The 17,572-nt window shown below is 43.7% G+C and carries 16 protein-coding genes; 7 read left to right on the plus strand and 9 right to left on the minus strand.

The window, feature by feature from the left end; genetic code table 11:
* Positions 1-40: 40 nt before the first annotated feature.
* Together tca_RS04310 and tca_RS04315 are read left to right on the plus strand one after the other, a co-directional pair.
* Positions 41-691 carry a chitobiase/beta-hexosaminidase C-terminal domain-containing protein gene (locus tca_RS04310; protein ID WP_010876543.1) on the plus strand — a complete coding sequence of 217 codons (651 nt, stop codon included), beginning with the start codon at positions 41-43 and terminating at the stop codon, positions 689-691.
* A 235-nt stretch (positions 692-926) separates the two neighbouring features.
* Entirely contained in the window at positions 927-2,993 is a 2,067-nt protein-coding gene (locus tca_RS04315; protein ID WP_286709202.1) for a right-handed parallel beta-helix repeat-containing protein, read from the plus strand.
* Between the two features lie 63 nt (positions 2,994-3,056).
* Here the strand turns inward: tca_RS04315 and tca_RS04320 are convergent, their stop codons facing one another.
* Together tca_RS04320 and tca_RS04325 are read right to left on the minus strand one after the other, a co-directional pair.
* On the minus strand, positions 3,057-4,532 hold the full coding sequence (locus tca_RS04320; RefSeq protein ID WP_286709203.1) for a ribonuclease J: 1,476 nt from the start codon (positions 4,530-4,532) through the stop codon (positions 3,057-3,059).
* A 713-nt stretch (positions 4,533-5,245) separates the two neighbouring features.
* Positions 5,246-7,828: a hypothetical protein gene (locus tag tca_RS04325; RefSeq protein ID WP_048175577.1), complete on the minus strand. Its 2,583-nt coding sequence runs from the start codon at positions 7,826-7,828 to the stop codon at positions 5,246-5,248.
* A gap of 131 nt (positions 7,829-7,959) precedes the next feature.
* Between tca_RS04325 and tca_RS04330 the strand changes: the two genes are divergently transcribed.
* The 5 genes from tca_RS04330 to tca_RS04350 all read left to right on the plus strand — a co-directional run bounded on the left by tca_RS04330 (position 7,960) and on the right by tca_RS04350 (position 12,176).
* Positions 7,960-8,583 carry an RIO1 family regulatory kinase/ATPase gene (locus tag tca_RS04330; protein ID WP_269899800.1) on the plus strand — a complete coding sequence of 208 codons (624 nt, stop codon included), beginning with the start codon at positions 7,960-7,962 and terminating at the stop codon, positions 8,581-8,583.
* Between the two features lie 29 nt (positions 8,584-8,612).
* Entirely contained in the window at positions 8,613-9,029 is a 417-nt protein-coding gene (gene tfx, locus tca_RS04335; RefSeq protein WP_083750449.1) for a DNA-binding protein Tfx, read from the plus strand.
* Positions 9,030-9,106: 77 nt separating this feature from the next.
* Positions 9,107-9,649 (plus strand): FmdE family protein, encoded by a 543-nt coding sequence (locus tag tca_RS04340; protein ID WP_010876550.1) that lies wholly within the window; start codon positions 9,107-9,109, stop codon positions 9,647-9,649.
* Positions 9,650-9,666: 17 nt separating this feature from the next.
* Positions 9,667-10,869: a formylmethanofuran dehydrogenase subunit C gene (locus tag tca_RS04345; protein WP_010876551.1), complete on the plus strand. Its 1,203-nt coding sequence runs from the start codon at positions 9,667-9,669 to the stop codon at positions 10,867-10,869.
* The gene (locus tca_RS04350) at positions 10,866-12,176 is read left to right on the plus strand and encodes a formylmethanofuran dehydrogenase subunit B (protein ID WP_010876552.1); all 1,311 of its coding nucleotides are present in this window, start codon (positions 10,866-10,868) and stop codon (positions 12,174-12,176) included. Before tca_RS04345 ends, tca_RS04350 begins: the two co-directional genes overlap by 4 nt.
* Before the next feature lie 7 nt (positions 12,177-12,183).
* Here tca_RS04350 and tca_RS04355 read toward each other — a convergent pair whose 3' ends face one another.
* From tca_RS04355 to tca_RS04385, 7 genes are read right to left on the minus strand one after another with little or no spacing between them, the layout of a single operon-like run.
* Positions 12,184-13,257, minus strand: a complete 1,074-nt coding sequence (locus tca_RS04355; RefSeq protein WP_269889816.1) for an ATP-binding cassette domain-containing protein — start codon at positions 13,255-13,257, stop codon at positions 12,184-12,186.
* A complete protein-coding gene (locus tag tca_RS04360) occupies positions 13,235-14,029 on the minus strand; it encodes an ABC transporter permease (RefSeq protein ID WP_286709229.1) in 795 nt (264 codons plus the stop codon). The genes tca_RS04355 and tca_RS04360 overlap by 23 nt, the downstream gene beginning before the upstream one ends.
* A complete protein-coding gene (locus tca_RS04365; protein WP_286709204.1) occupies positions 14,026-14,733 on the minus strand; it encodes a Rossmann-like domain-containing protein in 708 nt (235 codons plus the stop codon). The genes tca_RS04360 and tca_RS04365 overlap by 4 nt, the downstream gene beginning before the upstream one ends.
* Positions 14,734-14,754: 21 nt before the next feature.
* Entirely contained in the window at positions 14,755-15,537 is a 783-nt protein-coding gene (modA, locus tag tca_RS04370; protein WP_286709205.1) for a molybdate ABC transporter substrate-binding protein, read from the minus strand.
* Positions 15,538-15,539: 2 nt separating this feature from the next.
* On the minus strand, positions 15,540-16,250 hold the full coding sequence (locus tag tca_RS04375) for a Rossmann-like domain-containing protein (RefSeq protein WP_010876558.1): 711 nt from the start codon (positions 16,248-16,250) through the stop codon (positions 15,540-15,542).
* 32 nt (positions 16,251-16,282) lie between these two features.
* Positions 16,283-17,281 carry a tungsten-dependent formylmethanofuran dehydrogenase subunit FwdF gene (gene fwdF / locus tca_RS04380; protein WP_013296119.1) on the minus strand — a complete coding sequence of 333 codons (999 nt, stop codon included), beginning with the start codon at positions 17,279-17,281 and terminating at the stop codon, positions 16,283-16,285.
* Positions 17,271-17,474, minus strand: a complete 204-nt coding sequence (locus tag tca_RS04385) for an ATP-binding protein (protein ID WP_048175579.1) — start codon at positions 17,472-17,474, stop codon at positions 17,271-17,273. Before tca_RS04385 ends, fwdF begins: the two co-directional genes overlap by 11 nt.
* Positions 17,475-17,572 lie beyond the last annotated feature (98 nt).

The raw sequence follows: 17,572 nt of genomic DNA on the forward strand, positions 1-17,572 counted from the left end.
TTTTACAGCAACATACTAATAGATAAACTGGAGGAATTATATGGAAATACAGAAAGGGGTCTTCCTGTTCCTGTTTGTTGCCGCCATCCTCCTCGGGATGGGTCAGGCAGCAGCAACAGACGATATAACGACCGGTGAATTACCAACAGGAGGATCAGGTGACTTCATCGTCACATCCGCACCCTCAAATGGTGTCTACTACACCATTAACGGCGGCATACCAACACTTAACAGTACAAGATACACCGCTCCCATAGTCCTGAACAGAACACTCAACATCAAATACATGATAGTGAAAAACGGCACCGTAAAGTACGGTATAATACACCACACCCTAACCGGAAACATCACAAACAGAACATACCCCCACCTCATATTCAACGAAACACCACTGATACAGATACCCAACGGAACCTACTACCAGCTCAACAACGGCAACATAACACCATACACCACCCCCCTCGCCCTAACCGGAAACACAATCATGAAATACCTCAAAAACAGCACCAACACAACACAGATGGGCATAATAAAAAACACACCAGCAAAACTGGTAAACAAGATCAAAACCTCAAAGATCAGGGTCAAAAAATGGTACAGAAGAGGCGGTAAATGGAGATACAAGTGGAGATACTACTGGACCTACAAACAGATAAAACAGAAATACCAGGAACTCCAGCCAGCCGCATAATCTTTTACTTTTTTTACCCTTTCGATTTTTAGCAGGTCTGATGCTTCAGAAATTCTTTAAGATTTAGTTTATAAAAACTCATCTAAATTTTAATTTAGTATATAAATATTTTGTTTTATTATCTTGTGGAAAATTTTATATACTGGATATTATTTATTGATGTAAATGTACTACAAGTTGAGGAGGTCTGATTATTAAAGACTCAATGAAATGGGGCTTCATTCTCTTTTTTGGAATGACACTGCTCAGCGGATCCAGTTACGGTGCAGACTACATCGTTGATAACACAACCTACCTTCAGGTATTCACACCCGGCGGGGTGCAGGGAACCTTCACCCTAAACGGGACCGAATACACCCTTGAGGACGGTGATACCTTCACCTTCCTAGAGGGCATCTATGATACGGTGAACATGGTGATCAACAGGACCATCTCCCTGGTTGCATCAGGCACGGTCCAGCTGAATGGTGTTATTGACGCCATTGCACCTTCCAGCATAACAGGTTTCAGTGTCAACGGGACAGTGAACCTCCGCGGAAACGGATGTAACCTCAGCAGCACAAACATCACAGGCACCCTGAATATCACAGGCAATTCCTCGCGGGTCAATGATTCAAGGATACTCAACCCTGCTTCAGCCGTGATGGTATCAGGGGACAATGTAACAATTACCAGCAGCTACATAAACGGTTCCGCATCCCATGGAATTGTTGTGAATGGCAGGAATGCCCAGATCCAGGGTAACAATATAACAAACAGCAATGGAAGCGGAATCCTCATCCATGGGGATGGATGTCTTGCAGAGGGGAACACCATATACCTCTCAGGGGGTGATGGGGTAACCTCAGATGCATCTGGAGCCTCAATAATCAGAAACAGCATATCATTTAACTCAGGAGACGGTATAAGATCCTCCGGCAATAACTCGGTGATAACAAACAACACGGTTCTCAGGAACAACGGGACCGGCATATACTCCTCAGGAAAAAATGCAACCATAAACTCAAACACCGTCAAGTACTCAGGCGATGACGGGATATATGTTGCAGGGAATGGCTCCACGGTACAGGGCTGCTATGTCCAGAACAACACGAAGAACGGCATAAAAATAACAGGATCTGGCTGTACAGTCAGCAGTTCCTACACCTATTACAACGGTGAAAACGGGATATACTCCACAGGGGATAACACATCATTCAGATACCTTGATTCCAGTTTCAACGCCAGGAACGGCATATACTCCTCAGGAAAAAATGCAAGCTTCTTCTATATAACCAGCGCATCCTACAATGGTGAGAACGGCATACTCTCAACCGGACCATCGGCAAGTATGCAGATCATCCTTGATGTGACCTCAAATTCACAGAACGGTGTCTCATCCAGGGGTGATAATGCATATATATGGTTCGTTGAGGTTAAAAAGAACGGAATGAACGGTATCCATTCTTCAGGAAAGAATCTATATCTATCATACGTTAAAAACGCCACCAACAACACCCTCAGCGGTATAAACTCAACAGGAATAAATGCAAGGATACTGGACGTCACTGTGAACCTCAACCGTGGAAACGGGATATACTCCTCAGGGTACAACACGACCATAGCCTACTTTGAAGCAGTCAACAACCGGGGAAATGGTTTATGGATTTCCGGAGGCAGGAGCTACATTGTCGAGGGGAATACGACATCCAACCGCCAGAACGGAGTCAGAGTGAATGGTCCCGATGCCATTGTAAGGTCCGTGAATGCGACAGACAACACCGCCAGCGGGATAGCCATCTACGGTAAGAATGCCATCATATACAACTGCACATCCATGAGGAACACCGATGGGGTGTACGGAATAGCCAGCTTCAGGATGATCCTGAGCAGAACATCAGCCAACAGGAACTGCGGTGTGAATGCAAAGGGAACTGCAACGATAGAGCAGTGCACGGTGTATGGTAACCGTTATGGAATCTATGCTGGTGGCGCGAATTCAGTCATATACTCATCCAGCATCAGCAGTAACAGGGGCTACGGTGTCTATGCAGCCGGTTCATCAGCAACCATCTACAGGAACACGGTACAGTCAAACGGTGGAGACGGTATAACTGCAAGGGGAAGCTATGCAAAGATATACTACAATACAGCAAACAGGAACAGGGGCTCAGGCATAAGCTCATCATCCTACAGAGCAGTTATAGCCTACAACAGGGCATCATATAACTCCTACTACGGAATATACTCTTCAGGTAAAAAAACGACGCTTGCAAAGAACAGTGCAGCCGGTAACAGAAAGAGAAATATAAGAAGGGGCTAACCCCCCTATTTTTCATATAAGAAAACTGTCAAGTCCTGAGACTAATTTTCCCGATCACCCTTTTCATTGTGGAGGGTCAAGGACCCGTATACCCTCATCCTCAAAGATCAAAAATTCTTCCCGGTTCCTTGTGTGTATCGGGTATATTGACTCTGGCTCAATATCCCGTATCATCCCCAGCAGGTCTGAGCGCCCTGCATGGCCAGACGAATGGAACCTTCTGTACTGGTATATGCCGAAGTGCCTGAGCCAGTTACTCTCACGCTCTGCATCAATCTCCATCTCCTCATTGAAGGGTTCCGTCTTGGATTTGATGTAGGCTGCCCCCTCCGGTTTTATGTCTATGAACTCCTTGAATTCAAAGTAATCGCACTGGAAGAGGTACTCCTCAGGTTCCTCCCGGAGGTCCCTGCAGGTTATGGTGTTGTCAAGTTCAAGGAACGCCCGCTCCCATCCCCTGTAGTCCTGTTCCATGTATTCCTCTGGAAGGTCAGCTGCAGGTATCCATTCCCCATCAAAGCATACGAAGGCGTCCTCAGCTATCAGTCCCCAGTTCCGCCGTGGTATGTAGACCGCCAGGTCCCTTAGCCAGGGGTAACCCAGACCCTCGAAGAGTTTAATGATGTAGGCCTGTTTCAAGCTGACTGCGAGGGTCCTATCCGAGTTCTCGGCGGCTCTGTAGAATGTCAGGAAACGGTCCAGGTCCCTTATGGGGTAATTGATGATCACAAGTCCCCTGTGATTAACAGCTATGTCTGAGGTCCTCCTCTCAATGTCCTCCTCAAAGGTGCTGTTATCCTGATCTATCCGCGTCCCCTCTGTTATCATAACGGTGGGGGAGAACTTCCTTGCCTTCTTAACGAATTTACGGGATTCCTGATCTCTCCGGCCCCTGAACCTGATATCGCCTGTGTATACGATGGCCTCCTCGGATTCTATCAGATAGGCGCATGATCCTGGCACTGAATGATCAACAGGTGCCTGTGTGATTTCAAATTCGCCCAGATCCTCAGCTTTATAGGGTTCAAGCAATTTTATGGGTCTTTCTATTTTGATATTCTTGTCTCTCATGTGTGAGGTGTTTCCAGTTTTTCTTTTCTTTTCTTTGAAGTGGAATTTGGGTTTGTAGTGAAGGAGATCTGAACTCAATGTGGATGTATCCTCTATGGCCTTCAGGATGAGGAAACTCTCCTCTGTCATGTAGAAGGGTATATCGTGGCGGATGTACTTGAGACATCCTGCATGGTCCAGGTGGGGGTGACTCAGAAGTATGCCTGATACTGCAGGCTCATCCTCGAATCTCATTCCGAGGTACCTTACCTGGTCCTCACGGTAAAGTCCGGGTATCCATGGGAGGGCCTCGAGTTCAATGAGATCTGCGATCCCGCTGAAGCTCCTGGGCTGCAGGAATTCATCAAAGTACAGGTTTTCAATATTGAATCTTTTGCCAAAGTCAAGGAATATACCATCGCCATTGCAGGATACCTCTATCCTGTTACCGCCTATCTCATCAACTCCACCATAGAACCTGAAGTCCATATAATCACCCGGGGTCAGTATGTGAGGAGTGCCAGGAGAATCAATAAGCCCACCATGCAGAGCATGCACCCAGCGACTCCACCACAGCAATCATCATCCATTCAATCACCTTTATGAGTACCCTACCCCATACCATCAGAGAGACGGCAGAGGCGAGTCCAGATTAAACCCTGATGGTTCAATAATATTAATTAATATTAAGCATATTTTATAAATATTTTGCTCATTGGGTTTACATTTAAATGGTTTTATAGATCATGGCTATGAGGGCGCCACTGACTGAACTTCGATTTTTTTTATGCTCGAATATGCTGTAAAGCCTTTCATCTATAAAAGGTCTCATCAGAAGGCCCCTGCTTGACCTGCGGGCGACTTCATGGGCTGGCGGTTAACAGCCTCGATGACCCCACCGGAGCTGAAACTCTTAGCATCTGGAGTGTGAGCTGGACCTATTTTCTCAGAGTAACTGGACCTGCTGCGATCAGAATGAATGCTGCCAGGGTCCCATAATAGCTGCAGGCCAGTTTTCTGCATTGGCCCCTTTTTTAAGGAAGAGAGGATCAATCACTGCACATCATCCTGTGAATTAATTTTTATATTCGTAATAGTGACCTATTACGAAGGTAGCTGTAGGTCCACACGGACATAAGACCCTGAAAATTAAAACTGACATCTGCATCATTCAGTTCATAAAAAAAGAAATAGGTGATGGATTATTTGCCCGGTTGCCATGTTGCCTCGTTGGATCTGCTGGCCCTTCTCCTAAAGAGGTACATGCCCAGACCCCCGACAGCCAGAATAATTGCCGCATACACAGGTATAAACCAGCTTGATGATGCACTGCCGGGATGCTCCGCTGGATTTACTGGTGATGATGTTCCCTGACCGGTAACCTCTTCGACCACAGCACTGGAGTCATCAGATCTTATTCTTTTCATGATCCACGAAATCACTGAAGCTTTTCCTGCTGTCACTGATCCATAGGAAACTTCTGGTGTGTTCTGAGCCTGGTTTTCTGGAACACTTATACTGCCTACCTGATGGGCATTTCCTGCAAGATCAACAGCATAGTAATAGACTGTCTTTACATGCTTACCCAGTTTGACAGGTGCACTGTAAACATTCCATGTTCTGCCATCAAAGGAATAGAAGATCGTCCCTTCCTCATTGATATCCATGTACAGTGTGGAGTCATCTACTCGCACATTTAAAGATGGTGCTGTAACATCTTCAAAGTCCTTAATATAGCTCACTGGATCACTGGCAGCAATTAATGACTTGAACTCTCCTGATGTCAGAGTTACTGATTTTGCAATGGAATAAGCAGACGTCACTGTACCATAGAGTTCTTTACCAGGGAATGCCTGTGTAATGTACCAGAGAGCCCAGTACATTGTTTTGTAGTAACTGTTAGATGCTGGCTGTATGGCGTTGACTGCATCTTTATTGTAGGATACAAGTATGGCCTTTCCCGTGTTCTTAACAGGATCCCACCTTATGGCAATACCAACTGCACTGGCATCTGATGCTGTTCTGGTTCCTGTCGTGAAATAGTTACCTCTCGCTGCTGAGAGTCCCAGGACCTCCATGAGCACCTGTTCCTTACAGTGAGCAGGCACACCGATGTATGCATAGTACTGCCCATCTGATAGAGGAAGCCATGATCGGATTATGTTGGCAAGCACGTATCCCTGTGCCAGACCGGACCCTGGACATCCACCCCCGGTGGCAGCCAGAGCGAACTCGTAGGGCATAGCATAAGCCCATTGGTTCGCCAGACTCACAATATAGTAGTCCTGCTGTGCGTACTGGGGAATGCTGTATCCATAGGTTGACGCGACTGCGAGGGATTTCTGATAGCCTTCGGTTCCCGTAGCACCGGCAAGGTTTACAGCGCTGATATCAAACACATTGAACTGTGTCCCTCCATATGTGACCGGTCTTATGGCTCCATTACCATCAACAAAAACCGCGTGGAGTGGACCTGTCGTTTCGTCTGGTTTTTTAACGAACACGTACCAGAGAGGTGTCTGCGTACCTCTTTTGAGGGAGTATATGTTTTTAAATTTTATGCCTGTTGCTGATATTATACCATCAATGGCGCCAGCAGAGATTCCCTGTGTCTCTGAGTAACCTGCAGATGTTATTAGAAGATCATCACTGTCAAGCGGTTCAAAACCAGCAGCTTGAAGGGCTCTATTGGCTACCATGACAGCATTAATACCACTGGCATACATTGCACTGTACTCCTCACGTGGGATGACACTGACTGTGCTTATCCACTCAATTGGAGTTACCGGGATGGATGAAATGTATTCGCTGTCAATTCCAGTATCCCATAGTGTTTTAAAGGTCTGATAGTCGATGTTTGTTGCTTTAAGTAACTTGTAGAGTGCTGATGGATTAGTTGCGAGCATTCCTATACACTGAGCATTCTTTATAAGTCCCTGAAGTGTCTCCCCACCATTATATGTCATATCTGAGAGGGTCCAGTAAAACATCACACCTGTCCTTGAGAGAGAATCCCATCTTATGTAAATGTTCTCATGGGAATCATCCGTGTATGCTGATTTGAAGTTATAAAATGTGTCTGAACCTACTGTAACCCACTTCAAAGGCGTTGAATCCATGAAAAACATTGGCAAGTCATCATCACCACCCCCAGTGGAGACTATCACATGATATGATGTTGCATTTGAAGTTAGTGGATAGTTGGCCATGAACTGTTTTGAAGCGGAGTATGCCCCTATAAGACCAGGGCTAACGTTTCCAGTCCACGCAGCCACCTTTAAAAGATCACTGGGTGCGCCAGCATTCCATGCACTCAGCAGGCTCAGCACATCATAACCCAGATTCGCCTTTGCCTGCTGGAACTGGTTTTCAGTCATGTCAAGACCTATGTATACTACGGGTGTTTTTAGCACTTCCCCTGACTGAAGAACTGTGTATTTCCTTGCATAATATCCCTTGCTGTTTTTCACGGCAAATGTGAAGGTTGGGTCATGGTCCGGCTGGTTCATCTGAAAAATCTTTGAATATTTTATAGGAACTGTTTCCATCACGGTCTGTATCGCGTCTTCTGTTGTGGTGTTGGAATACCTTGCTGAACCGGCATTTGTTATAAGGATCATATCATCTGCGTTTGATATGTTCAGGGAAGTCTCCGCGTCATTTGAGATGTGGTGTGTAATATCTTCCAGTGGTGTCGCTGAGCTGATACCGGTAAAAAGAAACACTGTTAGCACTGGGATCACTAGAGTCAGAAGTTTGTTTTTCATTTCAATTTTCACCTCCATTTAAATCATAAATATCGAGTTACATTTTTATGTAATTCGTGTATAAATAGGTATGTGAATCCACAGAACTGCAGTACTCTGCCGAGGAGAAAGATCAGTTTTAAAAGAATAACTGGGTGTGAAATGCAGATATGATGATTCATGGATTTAAAAGACTTGAAAGTAAGAGAAACCATGTATACTTAATCCAATCAGGTACAGAAAGTTTCATCGTCAAAGTACACAAAACCAGCGAAAAATCTTACCTCGAATCAGAAAATGTGAAACTACTGAGGGATAAAGGAGTCAGAGTGCCTAGAATACTTGGTGTATCCAAGAATATCTTGATTGAGGAGTTCATCGAAGGAAAAACCATTGGAGACCTGATATCTAGGGCAGACACAACATGGACAGAAAGCCTTGGAAAGTGGTTCTCAGAAATCCACAGTATAAAAAAACAGTCAAAGACCCTTTTAAAAGGTGACTGCAATCTTAAAAACTTCATATTCACAGAAAAAGAAATTTTTGGGGTTGATTTTGAATATATACACTATGGGAATCCCTATGATGATCTTGGAAAACTATGCTTCTTCATAATGGATAGTAACTCACAGATGTCCATGAATGACAAAAAACACCTTATAAAAAGGTTTCTGAGTGCCTATGAAGATCACTCAAAAACTGTTGTAAATCCAAAAATTGTGGCTGAATACATGGAAATCGAGAAGAAACGGGCCCTGATAAGAAGGGAACGTCATACTCCTAAATGGTTATAATTTGAATAATCGAGCCAGGAGGGATAATTCTGAGTAAAAAAACTTTCCTAACCGAAAGACAGAAAACCGTTCTTGAAATGAGGGAGAGGGGATGGTCCCAGAAGAAGATTGCAAGGGAATTGAAGACCACAAGACAGAACGTGTCAGCAATAGAAAGAAAGGCCATGGAGAACATAGAGAAATCCCGGAACACTCTAGATTTTGTTAAATCCCTAAAATCACCTGTAAGAATACTTTGCAGACGCGGGGATACCCTTGATGAAATTATAAAGAGATTATTGGAAGAATCAAATAAAGAGGGCATACATGTAATACATGACTCAATTACACTCGCATTTCTGATAAGGGAAAAGGCCAGCCACAGGATCGTTCACAGGGTTGTTAAAAGCGATTTTGAGATAGGAGTGACAAGGGACGGAGAAATTATCGTCGATCTAAATTCCTAGAATCTATAAAAAAATTTTTATAGTACCTTCCATATACAACGAGATGCAGATATATGCATATCGTGTGGTGATCAAAGGTGGGGCAGGTCAGAGAATACCTTGATTTAATAAAAAATTTCAGTGGGTTCGCAAGCCCGGGCAGTGTCATAGGAGCTCATATGTTACTAATAGCCCGGAAGGTCCTTGATTTTGAAGTCGATGAAGAAATTTATGTTACATGTGAAACGACAAACTGTTTACCCGACGCATTCCAGGCCATATGCAAATCAACAATAGGAAATGGGAGACTGAATATCCTGGACACTGGAAAAATGGCTGTCATCATCAACAGAAAGGGTATGCCTGGAGAAACAGTCCAGGCTCTTAGAATAATACTGGATCCTGAAAAGACCGTCAATTACCCGATCATACATGAATGGTACATGAACACCCGCAAGGTATCCGCAGAAGAAGTGAATCCAGAACTCATAAGAGCCGGTGAGAATCTATATTCCTGGTATTTTGTTGATGTGATCGTCCCGGAAAAAGAAAAGAAGATAATTGAAATCTGTAATCTTTGCAACGAACCTTTCATAAAAAGAAACGAGCTGGATCTCTGTCCAGCTTGTCTGAAAAGATAAACATGAGGTGAAAAAATATGGGATTTGTGTTGGTACCAAAATCAGATTTCCAGATACCTCTGGAAGCAGATACCATAAGACCCGATCTGTTTGAAGGGCTGGATCTTGATGAAATTCGTTCCCTTCAGGTATACGAAGGGAACATCAAAAGACCCCTAGGCGAATTTTTTGAGATAGCGGAGACACCCCATGCAGATCAGTTAATACGGATCGATGGTGATGTCAGCAGGGTGAAGTATATCGGTTCAGGGATGAAATCCGGAAAAATCATCATAAACGGCGATGTTGGACTCCAGCTTGGCTGTGAAATGAAAGGCGGTGAAATAGAGGTAAATGGAAATGTTTCTTCATGGATCGGCATGGAAATGCATGGTGGCACCATAAAAATTAATGGAAACGCGGGGGATTATGTTGGCTGCGCATATAGGGGAGAGTGGCGTGGCATGAAAGGAGGTAAAATCATTATACAGGGTAATGCAGGGAACAATATTGGGGGTGGTATGATGGCCGGAGAAATTTATATAGGTGGAGATGCAGGTAATTTCTGCGGCATCCGAATGAATGGGGGTGAAATAACAGTACGCGGGGATGCTGGAAGGGCCCCCGGGGCAGAGATGGTATCAGGTATCATCAAAATTCATGGCCGAATCTCCTCTCTCCTCCCGGGATTCAAGGAGATCTCAACATTCAAAGAAGATGGATCCCTTATGATCCTATTCAAAGGAGATCTATCCGAAAAAAATCCGGAGGGTAATCTATACATCAATTATAATAAGAACCTTCACATTCTAGAGAATGAGACCGATGAAGGGAGAGTCATCACAAAAAAGGGAATTAAAGTAATCTACAACAGTGGAAGTACAATACGTGAAGGTCAGATAATAAAGGGAGGCAATAAACTCACAGATGATTATATAGATGAATGTGCACGCTGCTGTATTAGTCCTGAAGACTATAAGCTCCTAGGTGAACCCGAAAATGTTGTCGTATCCTCACATGGAAATGAAGTTGTTCTGAGAGCTGTTGAGGACCCTGGAATCCAGATGGGAACAATATTCATACCCAGAGGTATATGGGCCAATGTGCTAACGCCACCGTATACCGAGTCAACCGGTTCCCCAATGTATAAAGGAGTGCCGGTTTATCTTAGAAAGGCTTCACAAGGTGAAAGGATCCTGAGTGCCGAGGAACTTGTAGAGGAATACGGGGTGGGAAAATGAGCGTCTATAAAAATGTGACATGTCCCGTCTGCGGAGGGTCTTGTGATGACATAGAGGTTCTCTATGATGGGAAAACAATAAAAACAAGGAATGCTTGCAGGATGGGGAATGCAAAGTTTCAGGAGATGGTCAGCTCCCACAGAATACTTAGACCCCAGATTAAAACTGAAAGTGGTTTCAGATCCGCAGAATGGGATGAAGCCCTTGACGCTGCAGCAGAGATACTTACAGAGTCAAAAAGACCAACCCTATTCATGGGTAGTGAGATGTCAACTGAAGCCATGGCTGCAGGTCTTGAACTTGGTGAGTATCTAAATGCCATGGTGGATTCAAATGCAACCATATGTCATGGCCCCACATTAATGGGAATCCAGGAAGCTGGACAGAGCGCTGCTACGGCAGGTGAGATAAAGAATAGAGCTGACGTCATCATTTATTGGGGTACAAATGTTATGGACTCCATGCCTCGCCACATGTCACGTTACAGCATATTCATGCGCGGATTTTTCAGAGAACGTGGTAAAAAAGATAGGACTGTCATCTCCGTGGATCCCCGTGAAACAGCAACAACTAAAGCCTCCGATATCCATCTGCAGCTGAAACCAAACTCAGATTATGAACTCTTTTCAGCACTGCTTACAGTTATAAGGGGCAATGAACCGCACAGGAGTATTGAGAGTATAACCGGGATATCAGTTGAAACCATAAAGGAAGTCGCAGACATAATGCTGAATGCGCAGTTTGGAGCCATCTATGGGGGTCTTGGACTTGCATCATCAGAAGGTAAGCATAGAAACGTTGAGATGGTTCTCAAACTGGTAGCTGCACTTAATGAACACACCAAATTTACAATAGGAGCCATAAGAGGTCATTGTAATGTCGCAGGATTTAATCAGGTGGCTTCATGGGAATATGGTTTCCCCTTTGGTGTTGATTTTACAAGGGGTTATCCACGCTACAACCCCGGAGAAACAACTATAGTCGATCTTCTCCAGAGAAAAGAATCCGATGCAGTCCTCGTTATATGTTCAGATCTTGGAGCTCACCTCCCCAAAGAATGCGTTGAGTATATGAAAGAGATTCCTGTAATATGCATAGATATTGCCCCATGTCCAACAACACTTGTATCCGATGTTGTGATCCCTGGAGTTATTGATGCTATGGAGTCCAGCGGCACCTTCTACCGCTTTGACAATGTTCCCATCCACCATAAGGCATTCACAACATCACCATTCCCTGAAACAGAGAGCAACGAACATACTCTTAGACAGATCCTTGAGAGGGTTAAATCAATTAAAGGCGAATAAATATCTGCTAACCATTTTTATTTTTTTCTCCTATGATACGGACATTCGTGGCTTTAATCAGAACTTGAAACTCTTCGCCCGTTCTTATACCAAGCTCAGTGACTGCGCCTGGAGTTACAGCCGAGGTCAGAACTATATCCCCTATCCTCAAGTTTACATAAACAATCCTTGAAGTTTCTATAATGTCTTCAACTGTACCCTTGAAGATATTCTGTGCAGATGCCATAAACGGATCAGCTGCTATCATTATATTTTCTGGTCTGATGGAAAGTATCACAGACCCCTCCCCGCAGTCAACTGTCCTGAAGATATTTGAATTAACATTTACAGAGGTGAGCCCATTCACCTGGCCTTCAACAGTCCCTTCAAGTATATTAGCACCCAGAAAATCTGCAACAAAGTAGGGCGATGGTTTATTGATGACTTCCTCCTTTTTACCCATCTGAATGATTTTTCCATGATTCATCACCGCCACCTTATTTGAAAGCCACCATATATCATCAAGGTCATGTGTAACATGGATCACAGTGGTTTCAAAATTATCCCTGATATCTGCGATAAGTTTTCTTAGGGATATCTTTGTTCTCTGGTCAAGGGCACTGAATGGTTCATCCATCAATAGCAATCGGGGATTCACTATGATTGCCCTTGCTATCGATGCCCTCTGGAGCTCACCTCCACTGAGGGTTCCAGGGTATCTATTCAGTACGTGATCTATACCCATCATAGCTGCGATTTCATGGACTTGTCTGTGAATATTTTCCTTCATCTCTGTCTGCTTACGAAGGCCGTAGGCTATATTCTCCTCCACGGTCATGTGAGGGAAGAGACAGTGGTCCTGATATACTATGCTAACATCACGTTCCTCAGGTGGGAGGGTGGTTAGATCCGCCCCATCAAGAGATATCGTCCCCGAAATCGGTTCAAAGAATCCCATGATGGTCTCAAGAAAGATAGACTTACCACTACCAGTCGGGCCGATTATAACAAGATAATCTCCCCTCGAAAGGTGGAGTTCATCTACCCTGACTACAAATTCGCCAAGGTCGATTTCTAAATTATCTATATCCAGAAAACTCATTCCCATAAGCCCCCATTTTTTCAAGGAAAAATATTGTTATGAATGAAATTATCATAAGGAAGATACCGGATGCCACAGCCATCTCCACGTTTCCATAGGATAAATTAAGATACAGAGATATAGGGAGAGTATCTGTTTTCTGATAGGTACCTCCGGCAACTATCAGTACCGCTCCAAAGCAGCCTATGCACCTTGAAAAGGTAATTATTGTTGCAGCTAATATTCCATCCCTGGATAAAGGGATCATGATATTTCTGAACGTCTCAAATTCTGTATATCCAAGGGAACGGGAAACAAATTTGAGTCTCCTATCGATGTTACAGAATGTTGAGTAACATATTCTGACCGTATACGGTAAAGAGACAAAGAACTGTGCACAGATGACTCCAAGATCCGTGAAGACTATCTGAATACCGAGTCCATCCATCATATAATTTAGAGGGGTGTTTCCAAGAAATATGAGAAGCATTATACCTATAAGAATTTCAGGGAATGCTATAGGAATATCCAGCACTGTTTTAACAATGGATTTCCCTCTGAAGGAGTCCTCTGATAGTGAATAAGCAATGAGCAGCGCAGATAACATCACAATCAGTGTTGTTATAGTGGATGTTAAAAGAGATAATTTCACTGAGTGGATCATATCAGCACTTCTGAATGAATCCAGGATGGATTGCGGAGAGGATACTGTCCAGAGTGAAATACATATTATAAAAAATGCGGCCACAAAGATGACCGCAAAGAATCTGCAAGTACCTCTGAAAATACTCACTCGCTCAATGGACAAAACCGTTCAACCCCCATCAGTGCTGCTAACCCTGCTATCGTTGTTCCATAAAATATTACTCTTTTATCTGATGCCATGGCCATGATATCTTCAAATGTACCGTTAGCTACAGTAGAACCGGTTACCACTAAAACATCAGAATTCTGAATTATCTTCTTATTGCATTTTTTTGCATCAAATACATCTACACCATATTTTTTACCCTTATTTCCAGGATTCAGATCTGTAACCCGCAATCTGTCTCCAAATGTCTCGTGAAGTTTCCTTACAAACGCCGGTTGAAACCCAAGCAAAGCAACTCTGTCATATCCCAGCAATTCAAGGTAATCTGAAAGTAATTCAGCACACCTTTCAGGAGTGTTTCCAGTGCAGTGAACTGTCCTATCAATGAAACCCTTCTTCCTCATGAGTGCATTGAAAGTAGCTATCAAACACGATTGTTCCCCTTTTACTAAAAGTTCCCCGAGGGTTCCTCTGAAATGAGTGGGAGTAGCTGTGAAGCACTCCCCTACAGTACCATCTTCAAGAGTCGCTCTGAGCATGACCTCTCTCCCCTCAACAAGAGGATAATCCTTGATGGTTGATGTATCAAGGAGAGGGTTCTTCACAGAGATCTCGACATATGTGGACTCCATGGCTGACGAATGTATCAGATAGTTCATCTTATCCCTGATAAACTCATGTATCATGGTATCAGATCCTGGTTTAAATCAGGAAATGACTCTGAACCCCCATTTTTCCCATATAACCCTTGCCTCATCTGATTTAATGTATTCAACGAATTCTTTTGATGTTTCAACGTTTCCTGAAATTGAAGTGACCGCTGCGGGTATTGTCTGGTTCTTTGCTCCCTCGATTTCAATCATTTCCAGCTTTGATTTACTGTTGTTCCATGTCAACATGTCCTCCCATATTATAACTGCATCTACCTGTCCTGAAAGGATGTATGTTAAGAGCTGATTAACTGTTGGAGTCTTTGCAACTAAATTTTCATTTATATTTACGCCCTCTTTATCAAACATTTTCTGGGCGACTTTGCCTATCGCGCATGCCTTGGGATCTCCTATCGCAACTCTCACGTTCTCTTTACCCAGATCTTTAAGGGAGGTTATGTTCTTCGGATTTCCCCTTTTAACGGCTATGACCGGTTTATGCGAGGTCACATTCACAATGGTATCATTGATTATGTAACCCTTTTCTTTTGCCTTGTCCATTGTCGTATATTCGCCTGTTATGAGTACATCGCCCTTTTTTGATGTCATCAGTGTTGCAAGAAGTTCTCCTGAACCCCCATACTGAACATTAACCTTTTTTCCTGTCTTTTTCTCAAAATTAGTTATTATCTCATTCATTGGTTTCATGAGCCCTGCCCCTGCAAGGACTGTGATCTCTGATCCCTTCATAGTCTTTGAATTTCCTGTGATAAGATACGCTCCTGTAACCGCTGAAAGGATCAGCAACCCTATTACAAACGCCATTATCTTCTTATCCATGATCAGGCCTCCATTACCCTGTAGATTATTCCTCCATCTTTTTCATGTAACATGCCCTCATTGAACCTTATTTTCTTTAGAATATTAACAGGATCAGTTATTTCAACCCCTGCAATCATATCAACCCCGTATTCAAAAAAAACATCTGTCATTGGCGTTGTGGGTCCTATGATAGCCACAAAAGCATCAAGTTCTGCCAGTGCAAGGTAACGTTCTGTGCTGTGATTGACCAGTGTGCTGCCAGTCACTGCAAGTACATCAACCCGGGGGATAATCTGTTCAGCCGCTGTTTCAGGAAAAACACCCCTTTTAGGATTGACCTTAAATGGATTGATCTCCAGAATATAGAACTCGTCCGAAACCGTCCTTATCCTGTCAGTGTAGCGGCGTGGGAATTCACCCACCATAGCGATTTTTCGATTTCGGCATTCCTCCATCAGTATATCAAATGCATTGCATCGTTTACCACCTCCCTCGATCACTGAGTTAACAGTAGCAATTCCCAGGCTGGAATAAAATGGGTCCCATGACCTTGAAAGTTCAAGTAATTCATGAGTCATCTCTGGAATTTCAAAATCTCTGATGAATCCATTATTACTGGCTATACCGCAGGAGCTGCTCCAAACAGCCGTCCATGATCTGCCTATGGCCACATCCCTTACTCTGATTTCAGGCATGTTCTCAATCTCATCCAGTATATCATCAAGTATCATAATAGCACCAGTATAATGGCAATTTCGGGCATTTATTTCTGGAGTGCCGTCTTTATGATGTGTTCCCATGCCACTGACTTTAGATTCCTGATCCTTAGTTCAGACCTTTCAATAGAGAGGAGTCCATCGGGACAGACACTGGAGCATGCTCCGCAGAATACGCAGAATTTCTCATCGATCCGGGCAGTACCATTTATTATACTGATTGCATTACAGGGACAAACATCCACACACGCGTGGCATGACTCACCCCTGCATCGCTCATCTGCCTGGCCTATGGTTCCTCTGATGGGTTTTTTAACGGTGATCGCATTTGCCGGGCATATTTCCATACACCAACCACAGTGAGCACATTTTTCATCAATTGTTATGACAGCACCCTCAACAGTGGCCTTCAGTTCCTCCTTATACATGCATGTCAGACAGCTCATACGGATGGCGCCAACAGGACATATCCTTTTGCATATGCCGCAGTAGAGACATTTATCCTCATCCACCCGGATTCCATCGGCTATCGCCATATTTGATGAATCCGGGTCTCTCCAGCTTATTTCAATGGCTGATACAGGACACATAGCTGCACATTCACCACAATAGATGCATTTTTCCATTGATACATTTATCTCCCCTTTTACAAGGGATTTACGTTCAGGAAGATCCCTGATGGTTAAGAGTGCATTCCTTGGACATGCATCGGCGCAATTACCGCATAAAAAGCATTTTTCGTCATCAATTTCAAGTTTAAAGTCCCAGAACGGATATTCATCGGCGCCCCTTATGCTTTTACCATCCTTCTGGAGATCTATGGCTCCGAAGATGCATACTGAAGCACATAACCCACATAGAACACACTTCTCCTTGTTGAAGGACACTCTGTTCATTTTGATTAAACCCCTCGCTATTGGGAGAAGAGGAGCTATATCTATAGCGTCCACAGGGCATGTCTCTGAACATAACCCACAACCCGTGCATAGATCCGGATTGTAATTCAGTGTCCTCCTTTCAGAACCCATCCTTTCATTAACCAACATCAGTATCTACCTCAGAAATAGCGCCGTTTGGGCAGTTAGAGATGCAAAGCCTACAATTATCACATTTATCATTTATCACAAGGGGAAATCCGTTGTCCTCAATTATTGCATCCTTTTCACAGATGAGAATGCAGAGGCCTTTTCCCGCGCAGTTTTCAACACCGCTACATTTCTCCCTATTGATGACTATCATAGACCAACCTCGAAATGTAATTTTTTGCATATCGTATATTCCAAAAGTCCATATATAAATCTTTCTTAATGGACCTCATGAAAACAGTACTGTTTTAC

This window comes from Methanothermobacter sp. EMTCatA1 (assembly GCF_002356395.1).
Lineage (GTDB): Archaea > Methanobacteriota > Methanobacteria > Methanobacteriales > Methanothermobacteraceae > Methanothermobacter > Methanothermobacter thermautotrophicus.

Excerpts from the sequence above, each read along its gene's own strand:
- tca_RS04310 (WP_010876543.1), top strand. The coding sequence starts at position 41 with ATGGAAATACAGAAAGGGGTCTTCCTGTTCCTGTTTGTTGCCGCCATC.
- tca_RS04315 (WP_286709202.1), top strand. The coding sequence starts at position 927 with ATGACACTGCTCAGCGGATCCAGTTACGGTGCAGACTACATCGTTGAT.
- tca_RS04320 (WP_286709203.1), bottom strand. The coding sequence starts at position 4,532 with ATGGACTTCAGGTTCTATGGTGGAGTTGATGAGATAGGCGGTAACAGG.
- tca_RS04325 (WP_048175577.1), bottom strand. The coding sequence starts at position 7,828 with ATGGAGGTGAAAATTGAAATGAAAAACAAACTTCTGACTCTAGTGATC.
- tca_RS04330 (WP_269899800.1), top strand. The coding sequence starts at position 7,960 with ATGATGATTCATGGATTTAAAAGACTTGAAAGTAAGAGAAACCATGTA.
- tca_RS04345 (WP_010876551.1), top strand. The coding sequence starts at position 9,667 with ATGGGATTTGTGTTGGTACCAAAATCAGATTTCCAGATACCTCTGGAA.
- tca_RS04350 (WP_010876552.1), top strand. The coding sequence starts at position 10,866 with ATGAGCGTCTATAAAAATGTGACATGTCCCGTCTGCGGAGGGTCTTGT.
- tca_RS04355 (WP_269889816.1), bottom strand. The coding sequence starts at position 13,257 with ATGAGTTTTCTGGATATAGATAATTTAGAAATCGACCTTGGCGAATTT.
- tca_RS04365 (WP_286709204.1), bottom strand. The coding sequence starts at position 14,733 with ATGATACATGAGTTTATCAGGGATAAGATGAACTATCTGATACATTCG.
- modA (WP_286709205.1), bottom strand. The coding sequence starts at position 15,537 with ATGGATAAGAAGATAATGGCGTTTGTAATAGGGTTGCTGATCCTTTCA.
- tca_RS04375 (WP_010876558.1), bottom strand. The coding sequence starts at position 16,250 with ATGATACTTGATGATATACTGGATGAGATTGAGAACATGCCTGAAATC.
- fwdF (WP_013296119.1), bottom strand. The coding sequence starts at position 17,281 with ATGTTGGTTAATGAAAGGATGGGTTCTGAAAGGAGGACACTGAATTAC.
- tca_RS04385 (WP_048175579.1), bottom strand. The coding sequence starts at position 17,474 with ATGATAGTCATCAATAGGGAGAAATGTAGCGGTGTTGAAAACTGCGCG.